15 protein-coding genes are annotated in these 22,722 nt (G+C 72.0%); 4 read left to right on the top strand and 11 right to left on the bottom strand.

Going from position 1 to position 22,722, the window contains the following annotated elements:
• Nucleotides 1-45: 45 nt before the first annotated feature.
• The 9 genes from N8I87_RS30670 to N8I87_RS30630 all read right to left on the bottom strand — a co-directional run bounded on the left by N8I87_RS30670 (nucleotide 46) and on the right by N8I87_RS30630 (nucleotide 16,527).
• Complete coding sequence (locus N8I87_RS30670; protein ID WP_263213587.1) at nucleotides 46-1,485, bottom strand: aldehyde dehydrogenase family protein; 1,440 nt, start codon at nucleotides 1,483-1,485, stop codon at nucleotides 46-48.
• On the bottom strand, nucleotides 1,482-2,876 hold the full coding sequence (locus N8I87_RS30665) for a cytochrome P450 (protein WP_263213586.1): 1,395 nt from the start codon (nucleotides 2,874-2,876) through the stop codon (nucleotides 1,482-1,484). The genes N8I87_RS30670 and N8I87_RS30665 overlap by 4 nt, the downstream gene beginning before the upstream one ends.
• A gap of 73 nt (nucleotides 2,877-2,949) precedes the next feature.
• On the bottom strand, nucleotides 2,950-3,810 hold the full coding sequence (locus N8I87_RS30660; RefSeq protein ID WP_263213585.1) for an oxidoreductase: 861 nt from the start codon (nucleotides 3,808-3,810) through the stop codon (nucleotides 2,950-2,952).
• A gap of 179 nt (nucleotides 3,811-3,989) precedes the next feature.
• Entirely contained in the window at nucleotides 3,990-4,418 is a 429-nt protein-coding gene (locus N8I87_RS30655; protein ID WP_263213584.1) for an ester cyclase, read from the bottom strand.
• A gap of 199 nt (nucleotides 4,419-4,617) precedes the next feature.
• A complete protein-coding gene (locus N8I87_RS30650) occupies nucleotides 4,618-6,720 on the bottom strand; it encodes an SDR family NAD(P)-dependent oxidoreductase (protein ID WP_263213582.1) in 2,103 nt (700 codons plus the stop codon).
• A complete protein-coding gene (locus N8I87_RS30645; protein ID WP_263213581.1) occupies nucleotides 6,663-6,959 on the bottom strand; it encodes a hypothetical protein in 297 nt (98 codons plus the stop codon). Before N8I87_RS30645 ends, N8I87_RS30650 begins: the two co-directional genes overlap by 58 nt.
• Nucleotides 6,956-13,189, bottom strand: a complete 6,234-nt coding sequence (locus N8I87_RS30640) for an SDR family oxidoreductase (RefSeq protein ID WP_263213580.1) — start codon at nucleotides 13,187-13,189, stop codon at nucleotides 6,956-6,958. Before N8I87_RS30640 ends, N8I87_RS30645 begins: the two co-directional genes overlap by 4 nt.
• Before the next feature lie 26 nt (nucleotides 13,190-13,215).
• Nucleotides 13,216-15,042 (bottom strand): acyltransferase domain-containing protein, encoded by a 1,827-nt coding sequence (locus N8I87_RS30635; RefSeq protein WP_263213578.1) that lies wholly within the window; start codon nucleotides 15,040-15,042, stop codon nucleotides 13,216-13,218.
• Nucleotides 15,043-15,162: 120 nt separating this feature from the next.
• A complete protein-coding gene (locus N8I87_RS30630; protein WP_263213576.1) occupies nucleotides 15,163-16,527 on the bottom strand; it encodes an NAD(P)/FAD-dependent oxidoreductase in 1,365 nt (454 codons plus the stop codon).
• Between the two features lie 335 nt (nucleotides 16,528-16,862).
• Between N8I87_RS30630 and N8I87_RS30625 the strand changes: the two genes are divergently transcribed.
• The 3 genes from N8I87_RS30625 (at nucleotide 16,863) to N8I87_RS30615 (ending at nucleotide 19,500) form a co-directional block, all read left to right on the top strand.
• Complete coding sequence (locus N8I87_RS30625; protein ID WP_263213574.1) at nucleotides 16,863-17,399, top strand: heme-binding beta-barrel domain-containing protein; 537 nt, start codon at nucleotides 16,863-16,865, stop codon at nucleotides 17,397-17,399.
• A gap of 14 nt (nucleotides 17,400-17,413) precedes the next feature.
• The gene (locus tag N8I87_RS30620) at nucleotides 17,414-18,139 is read left to right on the top strand and encodes a 4'-phosphopantetheinyl transferase family protein (protein ID WP_263213572.1); all 726 of its coding nucleotides are present in this window, start codon (nucleotides 17,414-17,416) and stop codon (nucleotides 18,137-18,139) included.
• Between the two features lie 584 nt (nucleotides 18,140-18,723).
• The gene (locus tag N8I87_RS30615) at nucleotides 18,724-19,500 is read left to right on the top strand and encodes an IclR family transcriptional regulator (protein ID WP_263213570.1); all 777 of its coding nucleotides are present in this window, start codon (nucleotides 18,724-18,726) and stop codon (nucleotides 19,498-19,500) included.
• Between the two features lie 81 nt (nucleotides 19,501-19,581).
• On the opposite strand, the gene N8I87_RS30610 is transcribed toward N8I87_RS30615, so the two are convergent.
• Complete coding sequence (locus N8I87_RS30610) at nucleotides 19,582-20,814, bottom strand: MFS transporter (protein ID WP_263213569.1); 1,233 nt, start codon at nucleotides 20,812-20,814, stop codon at nucleotides 19,582-19,584.
• 138 nt (nucleotides 20,815-20,952) lie between these two features.
• Here N8I87_RS30610 and N8I87_RS30605 point away from each other — a divergent pair, with 138 nt between their 5' ends.
• Nucleotides 20,953-21,558, top strand: a complete 606-nt coding sequence (locus N8I87_RS30605; protein ID WP_263213568.1) for a CGNR zinc finger domain-containing protein — start codon at nucleotides 20,953-20,955, stop codon at nucleotides 21,556-21,558.
• Nucleotides 21,559-21,797: 239 nt separating this feature from the next.
• Here N8I87_RS30605 and N8I87_RS30600 read toward each other — a convergent pair whose 3' ends face one another.
• Nucleotides 21,798-22,643: a hypothetical protein gene (locus tag N8I87_RS30600; protein ID WP_263213566.1), complete on the bottom strand. Its 846-nt coding sequence runs from the start codon at nucleotides 22,641-22,643 to the stop codon at nucleotides 21,798-21,800.
• Nucleotides 22,644-22,722 lie beyond the last annotated feature (79 nt).

Here is a 22,722-nt window from a genome sequence, read left to right as displayed (position 1 = left end):
GGGCGGGTGCACGGGGCCGTCGGCGCGGGGTGGCCGAGGGCGCCCTCACCGGCCGTAGAGGGTGCGCACCATGCGCACCAGGGTCGGCATCGTCCCCGGGCGCCGGCGGAAGGACGTGGGCTGCATCAGCGGCCGGAACCGCTGGCTGGTGACGGCCTGGGTGCGGGTGAACTCGCGCAGCCCGTCCGGGCCGTGGACCCGGCCGAAGCCGGAGTCGCCGACCCCGCCGAAGGGGACGGCGGGCATCCCGGCGAAGGCGATCACGGCGTTGACGGACACCATGCCGGCCCGCAGCCGGGCGGCGACGCTGCGGCCGCGGCTCCGGTCGCGGGTGAAGACGGAGGCTCCCAGTCCGTAGCCGCCGGCGTTGGCGCGTTCCACGGCCTCCTCCACGGAGGCCACCCGGTTCACGACGAGCACCGGCCCGAACGTCTCCTCGGTGACGGCGGCCGAGTCCTCCGGTACGTCGGCGAGGATGATCGGGGCGACGTAAGGCGAGGTGACGGACTGCGGACCGCCGAGGACGGCGCGGGCGCCGCGGGCCAGCGCGTCGCGCACATGTCCGGCGATGACGTCCAGTTGCCGGGGCAGCACGATACGACCGAGGTCGGCCTCGGGCCCGTCGCCGACGCGGAGGGCGGCGGCGCGCTCGGTGACCAGGTCCAGGAAGCGGTCGGCGACGGCGTCGACGACGTAGACACGTTCCAGTCCGACGCAGGTCTGCCCCGCGTTGGTCATCGCCGCCCAGACCGCGGCGTCGGCGGCGGCGTCGAGGTCGGCGTCCGCGGCGACGACCATGGCGTCCTTGCCGCCGCCCTCGATCACCACCGGCGTCAGATTGTCGGCGCAGGCCGCCATGACCCGGCGTCCGGTGGCGCTGGAGCCGGTGAAGGAGATCTTGTCGACGGCGGCCCGGCACAGCGCCTCCCCCGCCGCCCCGTCGCCGGTGACGACGTGCAGCACCCGGATGTCGCCGGTGACCTCGGCGAGGGTGGCCGCGAGCCACTCGCCGGTGCGGGGGGTCAGCTCACTGGGCTTCAGCACCACGGTGTTGCCACCGGCCAGGGCCGCCGAGACAGGGCCGACGGGGATGAACGCGGGGTAGTTCCAGGGGCCGATGACGCCGACGACCCCGAGCGGCCGGTGGGCCACCTCGACCGCATGGTTGAACATCAGCAGGCCGGGCGAGACCCTGCGCCGGCCGAGGACACGGGCGGCGTGGGCGGCGGTCCAGCGCAGGTGGGCGGCGACGAGGACGACTTCGAGACGGGCGTCGTCGGCCGTCTTGCCGGTCTCGGCGCGGATGAGGTCGACCAGTTCGTCCGAGCGGCGCAGGATCAGCGCGCACCAGGCCTCGAGGATCCTGCGCCGCCCGGCGAAGCCGAGCGCGTCCCAGCCGGGCTGGGCGCGGCGGGCGGCCGCCAGGGCGGAGTCGACGTCGGCCGTCCGGGCGGCGGCGGGCGACGGGTCGGTGGCGGTGGTCATGTCCGGACTCCCGCCTCGCGCGGCTCGGGAAGGGCGAGCACTTGGGTCATCGGGCGCAGCGAGATGGAGGTGTCGCCGTAGCGCAGGAAGTCGCCGGGCACCAGCCGCAGCCGGAACCGCTGGTGGATCATCGCCGTGATCATCCGGAGTTCCAGCAGGGCCATGAAGTTCCCGATGCACATGCGCGCGCCGGCACCGAAGGGGAAGTAGGTCATCCTGGGCCGCTCCTTGACCCGGTCCGGATCGAAGCGGTGCGGGTCGAAGGCCTCGGGGTTGTCCCAGTAGCGGGGGTTGCGGTGGGAGACCAGGGGCGAGAGCAGGACGGAGGAGCCGCCGGGGATGTGGAAGCCGCCCAGCTCGTCGTCGGCGACGGCGTCCCGGGGGTAGATCCAGATCGGCGGGTACATCCGCAGGCTCTCGTCGACGACCTGACCGGTGTACGGCAGCCGCTCCACGTCCTCGGGTGTGGGCTCGGCGTCGCCCAGCACCCGGGCGAGCTCGTCGTCGAGTTCCTCGGTGACGGACGGGTGGTTGGCGAGGGAGACCAGCGTCCACAGCAGGGCGACGGCGGTGGTCTCGTGTCCCGCGAGATAGATGGTGAGCATCTCGTCGCGGATCTCGTCGTCGGTCCAGCGCGCGCCGGTGGCCGGGTCGGTGGCCGCCTCGATGAGCTCCATCAGCGGCCCCTGACCGGTGGCCGCGTGGTTGTCGCGGATCTCGGTGACGAGCCGGGTGAAGATCCGCCGGTCGCGGGCGATGAGCCGGTTGCGCCGGGTCGGCACCCAGGCGGGCAGCATCTCCGCGACCGAGCCGTGCTTGAACATCACTTCGATCACGTTGTCGACGATGTCCTTCAGGATCGGCGTGGCGGGCCGGATGTCGTAGCCGAACAGCGAGCGGCTGAGTGTGACGAGGGTCAGGCGCAGGGTCTCGGTGACCAGGTCGACGGGTTCGCCGCGGCGGGCGCGGACCTCCCAGTCGTCGAGCATCTCCCGGGTGGCGCGCACCACGTTGGGGCCGATGGCGGCGACCGCCTTGCGCAGGAAGACCGGCTGGACAGCGCGCCGGTGGGCCTTCCAGTAGTCGCCGTCGGTGGTGAGCAGCCCGTTGCCCATGACGAGCCGGAACTGTTCGTAGAGGACGCCGCGCGTGTAGTTGGCGCTGTTCTCCTTCAGGACCCGTCCCACGGCGTCGGGAGCCGTCACCAGGTGCACCGTGTACGGGCCGAGGCGCAGCCGGGCCACCTCTCCGTGGTCACGCTGGGCGCGCAGCAGGAACTGGGCGGTGTCGGACTTCCACTGGGGCAGGTTGCCCAGCAGGGGTACACCCCGTGGGCCGGGGGCGACCGCGCCGCGCGGGGCGGTCGCGGGGGTCGGTGCCAGGGTGGTCATGTCTCTCGTCACCTCGTTGGTTCGCCTGGGGAGCTGCCGGGTCCGCTGATGCCGCTCATGGCAGTCACGCCGCTCACGGGACCGGGAACTGCCGCCGTATGAACGCGTTGTCGAAGATCCGGTCCGGGGTCAGCCGACGCAGCGCGAAGGTGCTCGCGGCCAGGAAGCCGACGGGATAGCGCGAGCGCGGGGAGCGGGACCCGACGGCCCGGACGATGGTGCCGGCCACCTGCTCGGCCTCGATGGCGAACGTGCCGGCGAGCGTGCGGCGGGTGCCGTTGTAGATGGCGTCGTAGTAGGCCGCGGTCCGTTCGTGGAAGCGGCGGTACGGGGATCCGGCGCGAGCCGTTCCCTCCGGGATGTGGTCCATGAACCGCTGTCCCCAGGGGGTGCGCACGGGTCCGGGTTCGACGAGGACGACCTTGATGCCGAAGGTCGCCACCTCCAGCCGGAGTGCGTCGCTTAGGGCTTCGACGGCGTGCTTGCTCGCGTGGTAGTAGCCGCCGCCCGGGGCCGCGTACCGCCCGAAGATGGAGGAGACGTTGACGACGGTGCCGCGGCCGCGGGCGCGCATGCCGGGCAGCACCAGCTGGGTGAGCCGGACCAGGCCGAAGACGTTGGTCTCGAACTGATCGCGCACCTGCTCCAGCGGGGTCTCCTCGAAGGTCCCGGACAGCCCGTATCCGGCGTTGTTGACGAGGACGTCCACCGCGCCGTGCTCGGCCTCGACGGCCTCGACCGCGGCCTTGGCGGACTCCGGGTCGGTGACGTCGAGGGCCAGGGTGCGCAGGCCGCGCGCGGCCAGTTCGTCGAGCGTCTCGGGCTTCCTGGCGGTGGCGTACACCCGATGGCCGGCGGCGTGCAGGCGCAGGGCGGTGGCCCGTCCGATCCCCGACGAACACCCGGTGACGAGGGCGGTCGAGCGCTGTGTCATCGTGCCTTCCCCTTCCTGGGGGCCTCATACGTACGGATTCCTGGGGCCTCATGCGTACGGATCGGGTGTGCCGGCCGCGCGAAGAGGGTGGTCACGGACGGCCGGGGGCGGGCATCGACGGGAACGCCCCCGGCCGTCCGGGTCGGCGGGCGGAGCCGTGGGCCGGCTCCGCGCCCGGGTCAGCCCAGCGCGCCCAGCTGCTGGGCGAGTTCCATGCCGTCCATCGAGAACCAGCTCTCGACGATCTTGCCGTTGACGAAGTGGTCGATGACGATCCCGGAGATCTCGATCTTCCGGCCGCTGGCCGGGATGCCGTAGTAGTCCTCGCCGGAGTGGCTGCCGCGGGCGGTGAACCGCTGGACGACCTTGTCACCCTCCTCGATCCATTCGTCGACGACGACGTGCAGGTCGGGGAAGGAGGCGCGCTGGATGCGGACCCACTCCTTGAGGTGCTCCACGCCCTCGAAGCCGTCGGCGCGGGTGCCGTGGCTGATGTGTTCCGGGATGGCCTTTTCGTAGACGGCATCGAGGTTGCCCTTGTTCAGGCACTCCTCGTAGTAGTGCTCCAGCAGCTTGCGGTTGGCGCTGACGGGCTTGGTGTCGCTCATGTCGTGAACTCCTGGGATCAGAGAGGTCAGAGGGATCAGAGGGATCAGATGCGGTTGGCCGCGAGTCCGCGGACGCGGACCACGGTCTGACCGGTGTCCGCGTGCCGCGCACGCCAGACACCGAGTGCCGGGTCTCCTTCGAGCCGGACTGGTCCGCCGACAGGTGCGTCGGCCGCCGGGAAGGAGAGGTGACGGATCGTCAGCGGTTCGTGGGTGACGGACAGTCCGGGGGTGCGTTCGGTGACCGCGCGAACGATGTTCTCGACCGCGGCGACCGGCACCAGGCACGCGGGCGGCTGCGGCACCACCCACAGGTCGGGTGCCGTGCAGCGGCCCGCCTCGGCGACGATCCGGTGCCGGCCGTCGGGGCGCCAGCGCGCCACCGGCACCACCACTCCGTGCCAATGGAGCACGGGCGTGGCGGTGAGCAGGGTGGTGCGGGCGGCGTCGGCGCCGCCCTCGGCCGACGGGCGTTCGCGCGGGGTCGCGGCGTCCTGTGCGGCGGCGGCCGCCGCGCCGCCGGTGCGCCGAAGACCAGCCGCAGACGCGCGGTGTCCACGTCGTCCGCGCCCGTCTCCCCCGCCGTCGTGGCCCCGGCCGGCCCCGCCCTGCGGAAGGTGACGTCCACCTGCCAGCGGCCGTCCGGGCTCTGCCGCGCCCGGATGTCCCGGCGCAGCCGCAGCGGCCCGCCGCCATCCGCACAGCGCAGCACGCTCCACGGGACGCGCAGGCCCTCCACCGCGTGCAGGGCGTGGTCGGGCAGGTCGGCGGGGGTCACCCACTCCGCGCCGCGCACGGCGCTCTCCAGCAGCATGCCGAGGGGCACGGCGGGCGCGCCGTGGACGGTGAAGTCGCCGATCGCCGGGCTCGTCGCGGGGTCGAACGTGACCATGCAGCAGAGGCGTTCGTGCGGCTGGAACACCTCCGGTTCGCCCAGGTGGAAGACCTTCGGGTAGGTCTCGGCGTAACCGGGCAGGGAGGGCGGCACCGGGTAGCCGACGGCCTGCACCGGGTCCAGCGCGCGGCCCAGCGGACCGACGAAGGTGATCTCGCCGCGGCTGCCCGCGAGCAGCTCCGCCTGCCAGTGGTCCAGTCCCTCGAAGACATCGAGCGCCGCCATGTAGCGCAGGCTGGCCTCGAAGTTGGAGATCAGCCCCAGCCGGGCCCAGGTCGGCCAGGCCAGCGTCATCACCGGGTACGGCAGCTGCCGCCCGGCCCACAGGCCCAGGCGGGCCAGGCACTCGTTGGCGGCCGCGTAGTCGAACTGGCCGACCATGCCGCCGAGCCGCCCGGTGAGCGAGCCGACGGTGCACAGCAGCTTCAGCGGCCGGTCGCGCACGGCCCGTACCAGGTGGACGAAGGAGTCGACCTTCGTCGCGACCACGGCGACCACGTCGTCGTCGGACTTGTTGGGCAGCCGGGTCGGCCGGTCCACGCCCGCGTTGTGCACCACGACGGTCAGGCCGGGCAGTTCGGCGACGAGCTCCCGCACCTGGTCGGTGTCGGTGAAGTCGCACTGCCGGTAGTCCAGGCGCAGTCCCTCGGCGCGGGCGGAGCGCAGATGGCCGACGAGTTCCCAGGTGCTCTCAGCGCGCCCGATGTCGCGGCGGATGTCGGCCACGGCGCGCCCCTGCCGGTGCGTGGCCCACAGCGCGGCCCGGTGCTCGGCGAGCCGCTCGGGGGTGTGGTCGTCCCAGGTGTCCTCGGCGGGCAGCCGCCCACGTCCGGTCACCACCACCCGCGGCCCGAACTCGGCGCACAGCCGCCGGGCCAGCGCCATGCCGATGCCCCGGCTGCCGCCGCTGATCAGCACGGTGTCGTCCGGGCCGAGGCGCACGGCAGGCGGCCCCGCCGGTACGGCGTCCGGCGTCAGGGTCCAGCGCAGTCCGTCCCGGTGCCCGATCTCGCTCAGGCCCGGGCGGCCCAGCTCGTCGCCGACCAGCTCGGGCAGGCCGACGCGCGCGTCGAGGGCGATGTCGAGGATCCGGACCCGGCAGTTGGGCAGCTCCCGGTGCAGCGTCTTGGCCAGGCCGGCCCACAGCCCGCCGAGCGGCTGGGCGATGTCGTCGTCGGGGTGGTACCCCATGCCGCCGCCCTGGTACGTGACAGCGAGGTAGGTGAGCCGCCGCGCGGAGGTCTCCTGGCTCCACTCGGCGTAGCAGTGGCGCAGCGCGTCGAAGGTGCGCAGCAGTGCCGTACGCCACCGGCCGCTGCCGGCGTCGGCCGAGAACCGCTCGGCGAGCGTCAGGTCGACCACGGTGTCGGGCACCGGGCCGGCGGCGGCCGAAGCGCCGGGCAGCACGGTCGCCCCCGGGCGCGCAGTTCGCCGCGCACCCGCTCCGCGTCGTCCGGGGTGCCGCCCAGGACGAGCACTTGCCGGCCGCCGAGGTCGCGGGGGCTGTCGGGGGCCGGGGCGGGGGCGAGCCGCCACAGCATGCGGCGCACCGGACGGGTCATGGGGTCGGCTCCGTCGTCGACGGCGGACGCCGGCCGGTCCCCGGTGCGGTCGTCGAGGACCGGGAGGTCCACATGCGTGGTCATGCGGTACGCCCCCTTGTCCCTGCCGACCCCGGTGCGTTCCCGGCCGGCCCCTGCGCGGGCGGACGCACCTCGCCGGTGTCCGGGTCGAGGTACCCGATCACGGTGGCGTCCAGGTCCTTCATCTGGGCGACGACGTGCCCGCCGGGGGCGACGGCGACGAACCGGTTGCCGGACCGGGGCGCGGCCGAGAACCCGGGCTGGGTGACGTACAGGTCCAGCGCTCCGTGGGTCTGCGCCAGTTCCAGGTCGTTGGCGCTCTGGTACAGATCGATGCGGCGGACGGACAGCGGGGCGGCGACCGGGACGAGCCCGTCCACCGGGTCCAGCACCCCGGTCCGCGCCAGGGCGTCCAGCAGCACGGTCGGCATCAGGAACTGCCGCCAGGGGCCGGTGGCCGGGTCCAGCTCCGGCCGGAACACCGAACGGGCGCCCAGCCGGTGGCGCCGGGTGTCGGTGGTGGCCCGGAAGGGCCCGCTCAGCAGGACCGGAGCCGACGGCACGTGGTACGGGTCCACGACGGGCTGCTCGTCCTCGTCGTCCCACCGCTGCCACTTGGGCGCCGTGGGGAAGGCGCCGGCGACCAGGACCCGCACGGTGAAGTGCGGTTTGTCCGACACCAGCAGCACTCCGGACGGGGCGATCACATCATGGGTGACGGAGACCTCCACGGTGGTCAGGTCGCCGACCCGGTCGGTGATGCGGGCCGTGATCCGCTTGGGCGCCTGCGAGACGCCCTCCCGGACCTGGAGGAAGTGCAGGAAGCGCAGATCCTCGAAGGCGACCACGCAGCCGTCCGGTACGAGGGCGAGGGCGGCCTCGGCCGCGATCTCGGTGACGAAGGTGCCGGGCAGCGTGGGTACTCCGCGCACCAGGTGCCCGGTGAGGTAGCCGTCGGTGTCCAGGTCGAAGGGGCACTCGAAGCTCAGGGTGCCGTCGCGGTCGCCGGTGTCCGGCGGCGTCGTACGGCGCAGATAGAACCGGCCACGGGCGGGGGCGGTGGGGGCGGCCGGGGACTGCAGTGCGGCGGCGACCGCCGGTTGCCCCACGGCGAGATAACCGGGGTAGAACGACTCCACCGTGGCCCGTTCCGCCGCCCCCATGTGCACGAGCGAGGGGGTGCGGTCGGCGGTGCCCAGTTCGGCCAGGAAGTGCCGGATGCCCTCGGCGACCGGCATGTGGCTGTAGGAGCCCGCCCGCTTGAAGTACTCGCGGGTCAGCTCGTCGGCGCCCATCCCGACCTCGTCCCAGAGGGTCCAGCCGATGACGAACTCGTCGCTGCCGGTCGCCTTGGCGGCGTAGGCGGCGGCTGTGGCCAGGTAGTCGTTGCCGGACGCGTAGTCCGGCTCGCCGCGCTGCCCGAAGTAGCCCAGCAGGGACCCGAAGTCGCACCACAGGCGCGGCGGACGTCCGGCGAGCGCGCGGTGCAGGTGGCGATGCGCGACCAGCTTGAGGTCACGGATGCGCCGGAACTCGTCGAAGTCCTTGTCCTGGATCAGCGCCGAGCGGTTCAGGCCGGGCGCGTTGACGAGCAGATCGATCCGGCCGTGCGCGGCGTGGACGGTGTCGAGGGCACGGCGCACCGACTCCTCTTCCCGCGCGTCGCAGTGCAGGTACGTCACCCGCCCCGCACCACTGTGCCGGGCCATACGGTCCAGGTTCCGCCGGGCGGCTCGCGCGTCGGCCATGCGGTCGAAGCTCCTGTTGATCTCGGCGACGGTGCGGCCGCCGGCCGTGAGCTGCTCGCGGATGTACCGGGCCCGGGTGGCCGCGAACTCCTCGTCCGTGCCCTCGAAGGCAGCGGCCGGGTAGCTGTCGACCGGGTTGCTGCCCAGCGCGTAGATACGGCTGCCGTACCGCTCGGCGACCGCCGTGAGGAGTTCGGCGGTGATGCCGCGGGCCCCGCCGAGGGCGACCACCACGGACTCCCGGTCCAGCGGGGCCGGGCGGTCCGCAGTGGTGGCCGGCCGTGCGGTGAGGGTGGGCACCCGGCGCTGTTCCCCGTCGCGGTGGACGACCGGGAAGGGGCGCTCGCAGGCGCGTTCGGCCGCGATCAGCTCCGCCGCGGCGTCCGGGTCGCCGGTGGCGGTCAGCAGGGCGAAGCAGTCGGCGTCGGGGCGTTCCAGGCGCACGCACTTCAGCAGGCCGGTGAAAAGTCCGGCGAGCGGGTGGGCGGTGCCCTGCGGCTCGGCGCCGAGCAGGGCGAACACCACGGAGGCCGGCGACTCGCCGAGGTCGGCGTAGCGCTGCTGTACGACGAGGAAGGCCAGGTCGTGCAGGGCGGTCAGACCGAGGTGGTCCGCGGTGAGCGCGGTGCGCGGCGGCGCGGACGCGATCAGGTCGGTGACCAGGAGGACATGGCGTACCGGGCGGCCCAGCGAGTCCAGGGCCGCGCGCACGCTCTCGGGGTCGCTCGTCACCTGCCGTACCGCGGGCCGCTCGCCCGTGACGGGCGTGGTGCTGAACACCGTGCAGTCCCGGGCCCGTCGGGCGAGGCGCTCGGCGAGGTCGGGCCGGTCGGTGAGGATCAGCGCACCGTCGGGCACCGCCGCGGGCACCGGGCCGCGGGGTGCCGCGGGTGCCGGGGTGAGTGTGACGGCGTACCGCTCGACCAGGTCGGCGGAGGCAGTGGTCGGGGCGTTGGTCGCAGCCTCGGTCACGGCATTGCTCACGGCCTCGGTCTGCACGGGGCCGGGGCCCTGCGGGTCCCGCACCGCGTCTCCGGCAAAGACGACGAGATGGGTGGCCATGTCGTGGCCGTTCTCCCGGCAGTGGATGCGGGTGGTGGTGCCGGTCCGCTGGAGGGCGCGCAGGATCTGCGGCCCGCCCGCGGCGCCGAGGTAGTGGCCGTAACCGCCGCGCGAGCCGCAGTCGAGGACATTCGGTGCCGTCTCACCGGCACCGGCGCCGCGTACATCGGCCTCGTCGACGATGCCGAGGATGCGCAGTCCGGCCTCCCTGGCGGCGCGCTCCGTGGTGAGCCCGAACAGGAAGGCGCCCTCGGCCGGTTCCACCGGCTCCTCGAAGACATCGCTGAGCAGACCCTGGAGTTCGGGCAGGCTGTTGCCGTTGATGCCGCCCGCGAGCACGAAGTCCAGCTCGCCGCCGCGCAGATAGCGGACGGCCGTCGCGAACGCCGTCACGGTGGAGGCGAGTCCCGCGTCCACGGTGATGTTCGGGCCCTTGAGGTCGAAGTAGTTGGCGACGCGGGCCGAGATGATGTTGGGCATCATCCCCGGGAAGGAGTCCTCGGTCGACGGCGGAACCAGGGAGCGGACCCGTTCACGCAGCCCCTCCAGCAGCGGCGTGAGCTGCGGGGTGCCGGCGAGTTCGGGGTCCTGGCGCAGGGCGTGCTCGATGTCGTCGAGGTAGCAGCGGTTGGCGTAGAGCATGGCGGCGCGGGTGGGACCCATGTGGCCGACGACGACACCGGTGCGCCCGGTGTGCCGCTGCCAGAAGTCGCCCAGCTGGTCGCGCAGGTCGTGGGCGCAGGCCAGGATCATCAACTGGCAGCGGTCGATGGTCCGTACGGTGGCCGGGGGCATCCGCACCTGCTGGAACGGCGGCGCCGGATACTGCTCGCCGAAGCTCCGCTCGATGTCCTGGTCACCGGAGAGCCACTGCAGGACCTGGTCACGGTCCTCGACCCCGGGCAGCTTGGCCGACCAGCCCACCACCGCGATGCGGTCGGTCCCGGCCCGGGCCGCGGCGGCGGTACGACGCTCCGTCTGCTCGACGTCAAGGCCCTCCGACTCGTGCGTCTCCTGCGTCTCCTCCGTCTCCTCCGTGAGGATCAGGTGCGCGTTGGTGCCGCCGAACCCGAAGCCGGAGACCGCCGCCGTGCGCGCCCGGCCGGGGACGGCGGGCCAGGGCCGCGGGCCGCCGGAGATCTCAAGCCGGGTGCGGTCCAGTTCGAACGTCTTGGGGGCGGAGGAGAACCGGTACTGGCCGGGGATGGTCTCCCCCTGCAGCGCGAGGACCGACTCGATGAGCGAGACCACTCCCGCGGCCCAACCGGTGTGTCCGATCAGCGACTTGTTGGAGGTGACGGCGGTGGAGCGGGTGTTGCCGTAGTGCTCCCGGAGCGTGGTGAACTCCGCGAGGTCACCAGCCGGGGTTCCGGTGGCGTGGGCGTTGATCCAGTCGACCTCGGCCCCGTCGAGACCGCCGGCCGCAAGGGCCCGCTCCACGGCCAGGTTCTGCCCGGTGGAGCTGGGTGCGTAGATCGCCTTGCCCTTGCCGTCCGAGGAGGACCCGAACGCCTTGAGCACGCCCAGCACGCGGTCCCCGTCGGCCCTGGCCCGGCTGAGCCGCTTCAGTACGACGACACCGGCGCCGTCGGCGAAGATCACGCCGTCCGCCTCGGCGTCCAGCGCGTGCACCGCGCCCCGCTGGGACAGGCCCTTGAGCTTGGAGAACAGCACGGTCCCGCGGGGAGCCAGCGCGAAGGCGCCGCCGCACACCGCGATGTCCTGCTTGCCCATCAGCAGGCCCTTGATGCCGATGTCGATGGCGTACAGCGAGGAGGAGCAGGCCGTGTCGACCATCTGGAGCTGGGTGTCGTCCGGCAGGATGCCCGCCATCGCGGTACGGCCCACCTGGTGCGGCAGGAACCGCGGCGCGTCGGTGGCACCCCGGTGGTAGCGGCCGGACAGGACCTTGTCGACGCGGCCGACGATGCGGGCGCGTGCCTCCTGCGTGAAGTCCGGGCCGGCGGCGATGTCCGCGGTGAGATGCCGGACGGCGTGCAGGACGCCCGCCTCCTCCAGGTGCTGGCTGCCGTCGGCGGTGTAGCCCACGTGGAAGGAGAAGCGGTCGGTGTCGCCGACGCGCACCCCGTCCAGGGCCTGGACCAGCGAGTGCCGCAGCCACAGGGTGGTCAGCTCGGTCTCGTCCGGTGACTGGGACAGCCCGTCGAGTACGGCGCGGCCCGGCTCGAAGTCCGTGATGAACACGCAGGTGTCCTGGTAGGACTTGTCCTCGGCGGACCGATCGGGCGACGAGAACCGGGCCCGGTCCCACCGGTCCTCGGGCACCTCGATGAACAGCTCACGGCCGGTGGTGCGCAGGCGCCAGAACGCCTCGGGACTGTCGGCACCACTGACGACGAGCCCCATGCCGACGACGGCGATCTCGTCATCCTCGGGACTACCCGCGTCCGCCTCCGCCGAGGCGAGGGGGACGGGCAGCGACGCGGCGGATGCGGTCGCAGGCGGCGCAGCCTCCACCCTCTCCGCGGCCCGCGTGGCCGCAGCCGCCGTCGCCCCGACGACCGTAGCCGCCGCGCCCGTGCGGGCGGTGTCGGCGCTGACTGCCTCCGGCGCCACAGGGGCGGCAGGTGCGGTCGCGGGCGGCGCAGCCTGCACCGTCGCCCCCATGGCCGTAGCCCCCGCACCCGTGCCGGCGATCCCGGCGCTGACCGCCTCCGGCGCCACAAGATCGGCAGGTGCGGTCGCGGGCGGCGACAGCAGCGGTGCGCCCAGGGACAGGCCCCCGTCGGCCAGGACCACCTGGCCGGTGATCCAGCGGGCCCGGTCGGAGGCGAGGAAGGCGACGAGCTCGCCGAACTCCTCGGGCGTGCCCAGGCGTCCGAGCGGTGTGCTCGCCGCGACGGCTGCCTGCATCGCCTCGGCGTCGGGGAAGGCGTCGGCGACCTCGCTGACCAGCATCGCCGCCGAAGCGGTGTTCACCCGGATGCCGAAGGGCGCGAACTCGACGGCCAGGTAGCGGGCGGCAGCCTCGACCGCGGCCTTCGCGGGTGCGCAGGCCAGGTAGTTCGCCATGACGAGCTGTGAGCCGCCGAGGGCGGATATGTTCACGATGGAACCGCCGCCGGCCCGTCGCATCAGCGGGGCGGCCGCCCGGGCGCAGCGCAGGCCGCCCTTGAGGTTGGTGTCGAGGGCCTTGTCCAGATGGGCGTCGGTGACCTCGGGGCCGGGGACGAGCGCGCCGTCGGCCGCGTTGTTGACGAGGATGTCGAGCCGCCCGAACCGCTCATCGATCTCGGCGAACATCCGGTCGACCTGCTCGGGGCGGGCCACGGAGGCGCGGAGCAGGTCCACCTGGGCGCCGCGGGCGCGCAGTTCGCGCTGCGTCTCCTTGGCCTGCTCGTGCGAGTGGAAGTAGTTGACGAGGACGTGGGCGCCATGGTCGGCGAGGGTGGCCGCGATGGCCTTGCCCACATTGCGGGCGCCGCCCGTGACGAGTGCGATCTTGCCGGTCAGGTCCTTCATGGACGTCGTTCCTCCGGTCCGCCCGCTCACGCCGATGCGCCCTGGAGCCGATGGCCGCTCAGTTCGTGGTGGATGAGGTCGGCGATCTTGTCGAGCGTCTCGAAGTCCGCCAGCCGGAAGTCCGCACCCCGCGCCGGCAGCCCGAAGTGCTCCGACGCCCGCGACAACAACTCCACCTGCTTCACCGAGTCCACCCCCAACTCGGCCTCCAGCAGCACACCCGGCGTGAACACCTCCTCCGGGTACTCCAACGCACGCGCGTACAACCCCCGCACCGTCACGAACACCTCGTCCCGCCCCGGCACACCGACCACAGCCGCACCCGGCACGCCCTCGGCACCGGCGTCCGGCCGCTCGGCACCCACGGCACCGCGCAGGGCGCCGAGTTCGTGGTGGATGAGGTCGGCGATCTTGTCGAGCGTCTCGAAGTCCGCCAGCCGGAAGTCCGCACCCCGCGCCGGCAGCCCGAAGTGCTCCGACGCCCGCGACAACAACTCCACCTGCTTCACCGAGTCCACCCCCAACTCGGCCTCCAGCAGCACACCCGGCGTGAACACCTCCTCCGGGTACTCCAACGCACGCGCGTACAACCCCCGCACCGTCACGAACACCTCGTCCCGCCCCGGCACACCGACCACAGCCGCACCCGGCACGCCGTCGGCACCCGGCTCCGCAGCGCCCGTGTCCGCCGTGCCGACCGCGTCGTCCTGCGGCGCGGTACGGAAGTCCGACAGCCGCTGGTTCACCAGCGCGGTGATCTCGTGGCCGGTGGTGGTCCAGAAGGTGGAGAACTCGGCGGCGGTCAGCTCGGGCGCCAGGTACTGGCGCAGGGACTCCAGTCCGTCGCCGGCCGCCAGGCCCGCCCGCTGGAGCTCGGCCAGTGTGTCGGGCAGCCGCAGGGTGTTGCCGCGGCCCACGGACAGCGTGGACAGTGCGGTGAGGTCGTCGGGGGCGCCCAGGATCTTGGGCACCAGCGAGGTGAGGGCGGCGCGTCCGCCGGCCTCCACGAAGGTGCGCGCACCGTGCTCGTGGAGGAAGGCGATGGCCGAGGAGAACCGCACGGGCAGGGTGAAGTGGTCGGCGAGCCGGTCGCCGAGGCTCTCACCCCGGTCGTAGAAGCGCTGCAGGATCGGCGAGTACACGGGCACGCTCAGCGTGCCGCGCGGCAGGTCCCGTACGGCCGCGGCGAAGTCGGGTGCGACGGAGGCGAGCGAAGGGTTGTGGAACGCGAACGCGGCGTCCAGTTCGGCGCAGCCGATCCTGAGCTGCTCGGCGATGGCCTTGACCTGGTCGATGGCCTCGCGAGCACCGCTCAGCACGGTCTGCGCGGCATGGTTCTCGGTGGCGACGGCGAGGCGCTCGCTGTCCACGAGTCCGATCAGGTGCCGGGCGCGGGAGGGTGAGACGGCGAGTGCGACCATCGCTCCGGTGCCTCCGTCCCGCCCGGCGATGGCGGCGGTGCGGCGCAGTACGATCCGGGCGCCGTCCTCGACGGAGTAGCCGCCCGCCGCCACCAGCGCCGTGATCTCGCCGAGGCTGTGGCCGACCAGGGCGGACGGCCGTACGCCGTGCTCGGTCAGCACACGGTGGGCCGCCAGAGAGGCCCCGTAGATGGCGAGCTGGGACACCCAGGGCTCGTCCTTCAGCAGTTCGGTCAGTTCCACGGGGGTGTCGCGGAACAGAGCCGGGGACAGGTCCCGGCCGTGGAACTGCCGGGTCACGGTGTCGATCTGTTCGAAGACGGCCCGCACCTGCGGGTAGCCGTCGGCCGCGCGGCTCAGCGCGGCACCGTCGAAGCCGCCCTGGCCGGGGAAGAGAAGAACGGGACCCGCGTACTGCTGCGTACCGGTCATGGTGAGAGTCCTCCAGAACGAGGTGTCACGAGGCTGTGCCCCGAGCAGCCGCACAACGGCGTCGGTGCGCGTGCGTGTCGTCGAGGGGCAGAAAAGGGCCGGGTCGTACTTGGGCGCGGCTCAGACGGCCGTGCTGCGCAGGAGGAGCTCACCCATCAGGCCGAGCCGGGCCGCCAGCAGCCGGTCGGCGAGCCGGGCCGTGGCCTCCGGCCGGCCGGGGACGGCGTGCAGCAGCCAGCGCAACATGCGGATCTTCGGCGGGAGTCCGCCCTCGTCGAGGAAGTCGAACAGTTCGCGGAAGGTACGACGGGAGTAGAACTCGGTCGGCGGAACGACCGTGGCGAACAAGCCGATCATGCCGCGCGCGTGCCAGGGGCTGCGGCTCATCGCCTCGATGAGCGCCCGCTCCTCCGGCGTGTGGTCGAGGATGCGCGCGTAGTCCCGGGTGTAGTCGTAGTGGTCCCCTACGAGCGCGTCCCGGGCTCGGGCGTACGACGCCAGCTCCAGGTCCATGCCACGGCCGCCCGACAGGCCCCGGTGCACGGCGTCCGCGAGGAGTTCGGCACCCAGCACGGCATGGGTGATGCCGGACGCGGTGATCGGGTCCCGGGTGGCGGAGGCGTCCCCCACGAGGGCCCAGCCCGGACCGTGCGGAGTGCGCAGGAAGTTGGGGACGGAACCGGTGAGCCAGCGACCGGCCCGCCGGCCCGCCCGGACCTCTTCGGCGAGCTCCGGGTCGACGTCGGCCAGGGCGGCGATGACCGTCCGGTCGGTCGCCTCGTCGCTGCCCGGTGAGGGGAAGTCCGCCGTGGGCCAGGCCACTCCGACGATGGACAGCCCGTCGTGGGTGGGCCAGGTGAAGGGATGCCGGCGGTTCTTGCGGTAGGTGCGGACGAGCGAGGTCTGCGGCAGCCCCTCCCAGTACGTCCACAGGCTCTTGCTCAGCACCGGTTCCGCGCGGTACAGGTCGGCGCCGGTCAGCCGGGCCACCTTGGAGTTCTTGCCGTCGGCGCCGATGACGACGGTTGCCTTCTCCTGGAAGCGGCCCGAGCCCTTGGCGGTGCCCACGACACCGACGACGGTGCCGTCGGCGTCGCGCAGCAACTCCTGGACGGAGGTCTCCTCGCGCACTTCGGCGCCGGCGTCGGCAGCGCAGCGCACCAGTGCCTCGTCCAGCTCGACGCGAGGCGGCGACAGCGCGTAGTCCACGTCCTCGACGGCGGGCAGCTGGGCCTCGAGCCGGACCGGTCCGCTCTCCAGACGGTAACGGCTGATCCGCGGAATCGCGTGGCCGCCCAGCCGGTCCAGGACGCCCCATTGCGTGAGCCGCTGGACGCCCGGTGGATGGATGAGATTCGTGGACGACGACGTCGGGCTCGGAAAACGCGCCCGGTCGACCAGCAGCACCCGGTGGCCGCGCCGCGCCAGCAGCAGAGCCGTGGATGCGCCGGATATTCGCCCGCCTACAACAATGACGTCATACACGAAAGCCCCCGTCCACCAACAAAGATCTCCGGATGAAAATCCGGCACGAGTAGCGTAACAAGACGTCCCGACCATCCGTCAATCATTTATTGACCGCCCGCCACCTGCGCATTCTCGGCCGCCGAGAAAACCCGCCCGTTTTCTCGGTGGCCGAGAAATATCGCCGACCAATCGCCGACCACCGCGAAGTCCCTGGTTTCTCATGTGCCGAGAAAAGGGGCCACTATTGCAGAAAATCGGCTCGCATCCCGTTACGCTGCTTCCGGTACGACTGATTCCGGGCACAGCTGATTCCGGTACCGCCGGTACGGGCCGACACAGCGGAGTGAGCAGAGTTGGACAGCACACAGACCCCATTCCCCGACAGCCGGGCAGCGGGCGAGGGCCCGCAGCCCCATCCGTGGATCACACCCGCCCTCGCCCTGCTCGGCAGCTGGCGCGGGTCCGGCAGCGGTGGATACGACACCCTGGCCGACGGCTTCTCCTACGAGCAGGAGATCACCTTCAGTCATGACGGCCGGCCCTTCCTGCGGTACGAGGCGCGTGCCTGGCTGACCGACACCGAGGGCCGGCCCCTGCGGCCGTCAGGACGCGAGACGGGCTGGTGGCGGGTCGGCGCCGACGGCTACCTCGAGGCCGTGGTCGCCCATCCCATCGGGATCGTGACCACGTATGTCGGCCGGATCTCGGGCAACCAAATCGAGATGGCGTCGCGGGACATGGCCGTCACCCCGCACGCGAAATCGGTCACCGCCTCCCGGCGCCGGCTCACCCTCCACGAGGACGAACTGACGGTCGTACAGGAACTGGAGGCCGTCGGGCAGCCGCTCCAGCAGCATCTGTCCGCCCGTCTGCGGCGTCTGCCGCTCTGACCGGGCCCGGACACGTGGAACTGTGGTGGTGGCGGCACGGCACGGCGGTGCCCGAGGGCTTCGCCGAACTGCTCGACGCGACGGAACACGCGCGGGCCGCGGCCTACCGCTTCCCGGCGCACAGCGCCCGGTTCGTCTGGGCGCGAGCCCTGACCAAGCGGATCGTGGGCACGGCCGCCGGGGTGTCCGCCCGGGACGTACGACTGACCCGGGAGCCCTGTCCCGGCTGCGGTGACACCGGGCACGGCCCGCCGGCGGCAGAGCTCGCGGACGGCACGGCGCACCTCAGCCTCTCGCACAGCGAGGGCTACTCGGCCCTGCTGCTGTCCTTACGGCATCCGGTGGGCCTCGACATCGAGCGGGTACGGCCGATGCCCGTGGACGTCCTCGCACCGACGACCCTGTGCGAGGACGAGCGGACCTATGTGTTCGACGAGCCCTCGGGCCCGCGCCGCTCGCTCGCCTATCTGCGCTGCTGGACGCGGAAGGAAGCCGTTCTGAAGGCGGTGGGCACCGGCGTCGTGGGCGACCTGACCAGGCTGGGCGTGCGGCCGCGGGAGCGAACGGCGCGCATAGCGCACGGCTCGGGCCGGCGTGCGGGCGAGTGGTGGACAACCGACCTCAGGCCGGTCCCGGACCTCGTGGCGGCGGTGGCACGGCCGGCCGCCGGCCCGGACGAGCCCGTCACGCTGCACCAAGCCGGCGCGGAGCTCACCGGCCTGTCCGGCTCGATGACTTGATGACTCGACGACTTGATCGCTCGATGGCTTGATGACGACTGCCCTTCGCACCGGTCGGAGCCTTTCGTTCCGCCCGCCGCCCCGCAGCGCTCTGTGGTCCACACCAAGGCGGAGTATTGGCACGGCAAATTCCAGCCGAACCCGTTAGAGAGTGAGGCCGGTCACATCCCCACCGGTCGGATCCCTGTACCGTCCAATGAAACGCACCGCGCTCGCCGGCGGCAGGCAGGGGAACCATCCGTTCGCCGGCCCGGCAAGTAATTGCACAAAGAACAAACGGGGGCTGTGACATGCATTTCGCGCCATTGGCAACTCACCTGATGGCACCACAACCGGACACATTTCGTACACCTCGGCCTTTCATGCCAAGACACACGCGCACCCGTCACTGAAATCACTCGGTGACTCTGACCCCCCACCGGCTGCGTGCCGCCATTTCTGTGTCGAGAGGCCATACCGTGCGCCATGGTGCCATCCACCAGTCCGGAGCCACACAGACCCATTTTGCCGTAACCCGGCAGAACAAACGGAAAACCCAACCCACCAACACATCGCACACCGCCGGGACGAGCCACGCCGAGCGCGTGTTCCGCGTGCAGAACGCCTTCACCCAGCTGGGTGGCGAGGTGCACGGGCTCGCGGAACTGGCCCGAGCCTCCTCGCTGGACGACTCCACCGTGTACCGGATCCTTCGTTCCGGTGTCCAGCAGGGCGCGTTCGTGCAGGTCGCCCGGGGCCGGTACCGGCTCGGTCCCGCCGCCGCACGGCTGGGCACCCAGGCACTGACGCCCCGGCTGGACCATGACGCGCTCAGCGAGTGCCTGGAACAACTGCGCCTGACTGCCGACGGCGGGATGGTGTTCCTGTACGGCCTGACCAATTGGGGCCACCCGCAGCGGCACTGCATCGACATGGCGGTGGGCTCCCACGACCTGACCGAACTGGGCATGCCGCCCAGAGAGATCATGCGGGTCAACCGCTCGCTGCGGATCGGCGCCTCGGGCCGGGCGATCCTCGCGCACCTGCCCGACAACCTGCAACACCGGGTGCTCGCGGAGCAGTTGCCCCCGACCGTCGGCCCGGGGGTGTACCGCGACCGCAAGCAACTGCTCGCCTCCCTGACGGAGATCCGGGTCAAGGGGTACGCGATCGGCCTCCAGGAGTGCGCACGCGGCTGGGACTCCTTCGCCGCGCCCGTACTGTGGGACGGCACCGTGCTGGGCTCGCTCGGCCTGCTCAAGCCGGCCCACCTTCCGGCGCCCGTCCGTGACCGTTGCATACTGGCCGTCAAGTCCGCGACGGCCGAGGTGAGCCGGCTGATAGGAGTGCCGGAACCACAGCCGCGCGGCCGGATCGCCTGATCTGTCACCATCCGGCTCACCACAGGGGCTTCGCACGGCACCGCTGTCCGGTCCGCGCGAAGCCCCTGCGCGTTCACGCCCTCAGCGCGCCGTGACGGCCCGGTCCTCGGCCGGAGCCGCACCACTGTCCGCCTCGGCCTGCCGCAGCTGACGCCTGATCAGCAGGTAACCCGTCTCACCGATCAACAGGCCCACGACGACGATCGCGGCCGACGGCACACCCAGGTAGCGCATGTCCACGTCGTGGTCGAGCAGGAAGCGGCCGACCACGGGGGCGAGGGAGACACCGACGTAGTTCGCCGAGGAGCTCAAGGAGATGGACATCTGCGCGACCGCGGGGTTCACCCCGGCGAGCCGGTGCTGGATCGGGACGAGCATCGCCCATCCGCAGGCGCCCCACAGCATCACGGCGACGAAAGCGGTCACGAGGTGCCGGCTGGTCCACGGGGTGGTGGCGAACACGGCGACCGCGATGACGCCGGCCGTGTTGATCACAACGCGATTGCCCAGCTTGTCGGTCAGGCGCCCCGAGGTCATGTTGCCGACGACGGCCGCGATTCCCCAGGCGAACAGCAGCCAGGCCAGGGTCCGGCCATTGCCGTCCGTGGCCGGGGCGAAGACCTGGCTGACGTAGGTGTACAGGATGAACAGGCCGCTGTAGCCGACCAGGACCAGCAGCAGCGTCAGGGCGATCCTCGCATCGGTGACGGGCGACAGACGCTGCTTCAGCGTCACCGCCGGCGGGCTGGGCACGGAGGGCAGGGCCACGGAGATGGCGATCGCGGCCACGACACCGACCGCGGCGACGAAGACCATGGTGCCGCGCCAGTCGGTGAATCCGCTGATCGCGGTGCCGATCGGAGAACCGAGGGCGGTGGCCGCGCTCAGTCCGCCGAACAGGATGGACAGGGCGGTACCCCGCCGCTCCGGCCCGGCGAGCGCGACGACGACCCCGGCCGCGGTCGGTGTGAACATGGCACCGCCGAGCGCGGCCATCACCCGGAAGCCCATGGCCACCTCGAACGAGGGCGCGAGCCCGGTACCGATGTTGCCCGCGATGAACACCAGCAGGCCGCTGATCAGCAGCACCCTGCGGGGCACGCGGGCGGCCACCGCCGCCACGACGGGCGAGAGGATGGCGTAGGACAGCGCATAGGCCGTGATGAGCTCCGCGCTGGTGGGCACGGAGACGTCGAGGTCCTTGCCCACGCTGGGCAGGATGCCGGCGACCACGAAGCTGTCCGTGCCGATGGCGAACATGCCGATGGCCAGGGTGATGAACCGTAAAGTGAGCCCTTTGTCTGTCTTCTCCATAAGGATCCCCATAGTTGACAACGGAAGCCGGGACCGGCCGACCTGACGGAAACCTAACGGCAAACATTCCCATTCCCCGTTAGCCACCGTCGACACTATCCCAGCCTCACGGAAACTCTCAAGTGCTAGCGTTAGGTCATGGACGCTGCCGAATCCTCCCCCGCGACGACCCTGCCGCAGACTCCCGGCGAGGACCGCCACGGCGCTCTGGCACTGGTCAACACCGAGTTCAGCCGACCGAGCGGCCCGTACGACGGCCTGCTCGACACCGAGAGCGCGGCCACCTGGCTGTATGACCGGGAGTTGGTCCCCTCCGGAGCCCAGCTCAGCGCCCAGGATCTGGATCAGCTGCTCGAACTACGGCGCTCGCTCAGGGAGTTGCTCGACGCCCACCTCAACGGCGCCTCCCCCGACCCGGCAGCCCTGTCCACGCTCAACAGCTCGCTCGCGGCGGCCCCCGCCGTCCGTGAGATCCACTGGGAGGAAACCGGCCCGGTGGCGGCGGTGTGCCGCCCGGCCGACGATCCCGTCGCCGCGGCCCTCACCACGCTGGCCGAGGACGGCGTGGAACTGCTGACCGGCCCGCCGAGCGGACGTCTGTCCGCGTGCGCGGCACCCGGCTGCACCCGTCTCTTCGTCCGCAACCACGGCGCCCGCCGCTGGTGCTCGGACCGCTGCGGCAACCGCGTCCGCGCCGCGCGCCACTACGTCGACCACCACCCAGCACGACGCCGACCGGCGTGAGACGGGCTCCTGGGCGACGGGTCCCTGGGCAGGCTCCCTCGAACAGCGGGTCCGCATACACCCGATGGTTGGTGGTGGCTCACACCGAACACATGCGCGCGGGGTGACGAATCACCCAGTGTCCAGGTGTCGGAATTTCGGGGGTCACTCCACTCCGGGTCCACCCCGCGTCACCCCACGGCAATGGCCAGGACGGCGCTCAGCGGCGTCGGTTCCTGGCTGGGCGAGCGGTTCTCGCGCTAGGACGTGAAGGGCGGTTCCTCTGTCCGGAACGCCCGCTGCGAGATGCCCTTGCGGCGGGCGCGCCGTTGCTGTGGTGGGGGTGTGAGCGCGGTGCGGAGGGCCTCGATGCGTTCCTCGTCGAAGTGGACGGCGGGGTCGGCCTCGACGAACGTCATGGCGATGCCGGCGAGCGCGAGTGCGAGCTGTGTCCAGTCGGCGGGTGCGTGTGCGCCGAACGGGTCGGCATGGACGGTGTGGGTGGCCAGTTCGGGGCTGGCCGGCGCCATCATGACCATGCCGCGTGTGGCGGCGGTGGTCAGACGGGCGACGTCGGCGTACGTGACCTGCAGTTCGGGGCGGAGACGGCAGCCCAGCAACTCGGTGATCCGCTCGTAGGCAGCGGCCAGCCCGGCGGTCATGTCGGCCTCGGACTTGCGCAGGGAGGCCTGGATCTCGGTCCGTAGCTCGCTGTCGGCCAGGCTCACGAAGGTGGCCTGCAGGGCGAGGTAGGTGCGCCACTCCGGGGAGTCGGAGAAGATCTGGAGCTCCTTGAGAGCCCCCTGGCGCAGCACCTCCGCCACCAGGGCGGTCCGCAGTCCGGGCTGCGCCACCCAGTCCAGATGGTCGAGGATGACCTGGCGGACCGCCTCGGCCGTCTCCGGATTGGACATGCTGATGGCGGGGTTGGCGCCCCTGGCCAGTTCCTTCAGGAGGTCGCTGAAGAACAGGTCCTTGTAGGGCCAGCGGCGGTAGGCGGCGCTCCGGGCGACGCTGGCGTGGCGGATGACGTCCTCGAAGCTGATGTGGTCCAGCCCCACGGTCAGGCCGGAGCTGTTGATCATGCTCATTGCGGCCTGGAGCATGCGTTGCTCGGTTTCCTCGTCGGACAGCCTGCGCCGTCGGCGGGATAGCCCGGACCCCATGGATGACACATCGGCCAAG

Source organism: Streptomyces sp. HUAS 15-9 (assembly GCF_025642155.1).
Lineage (GTDB): Bacteria > Actinomycetota > Actinomycetes > Streptomycetales > Streptomycetaceae > Streptomyces.
The sequence above is the reverse complement of the archived record's forward strand: the minus strand, read 5'-3'. Positions and strand labels throughout refer to the sequence as shown.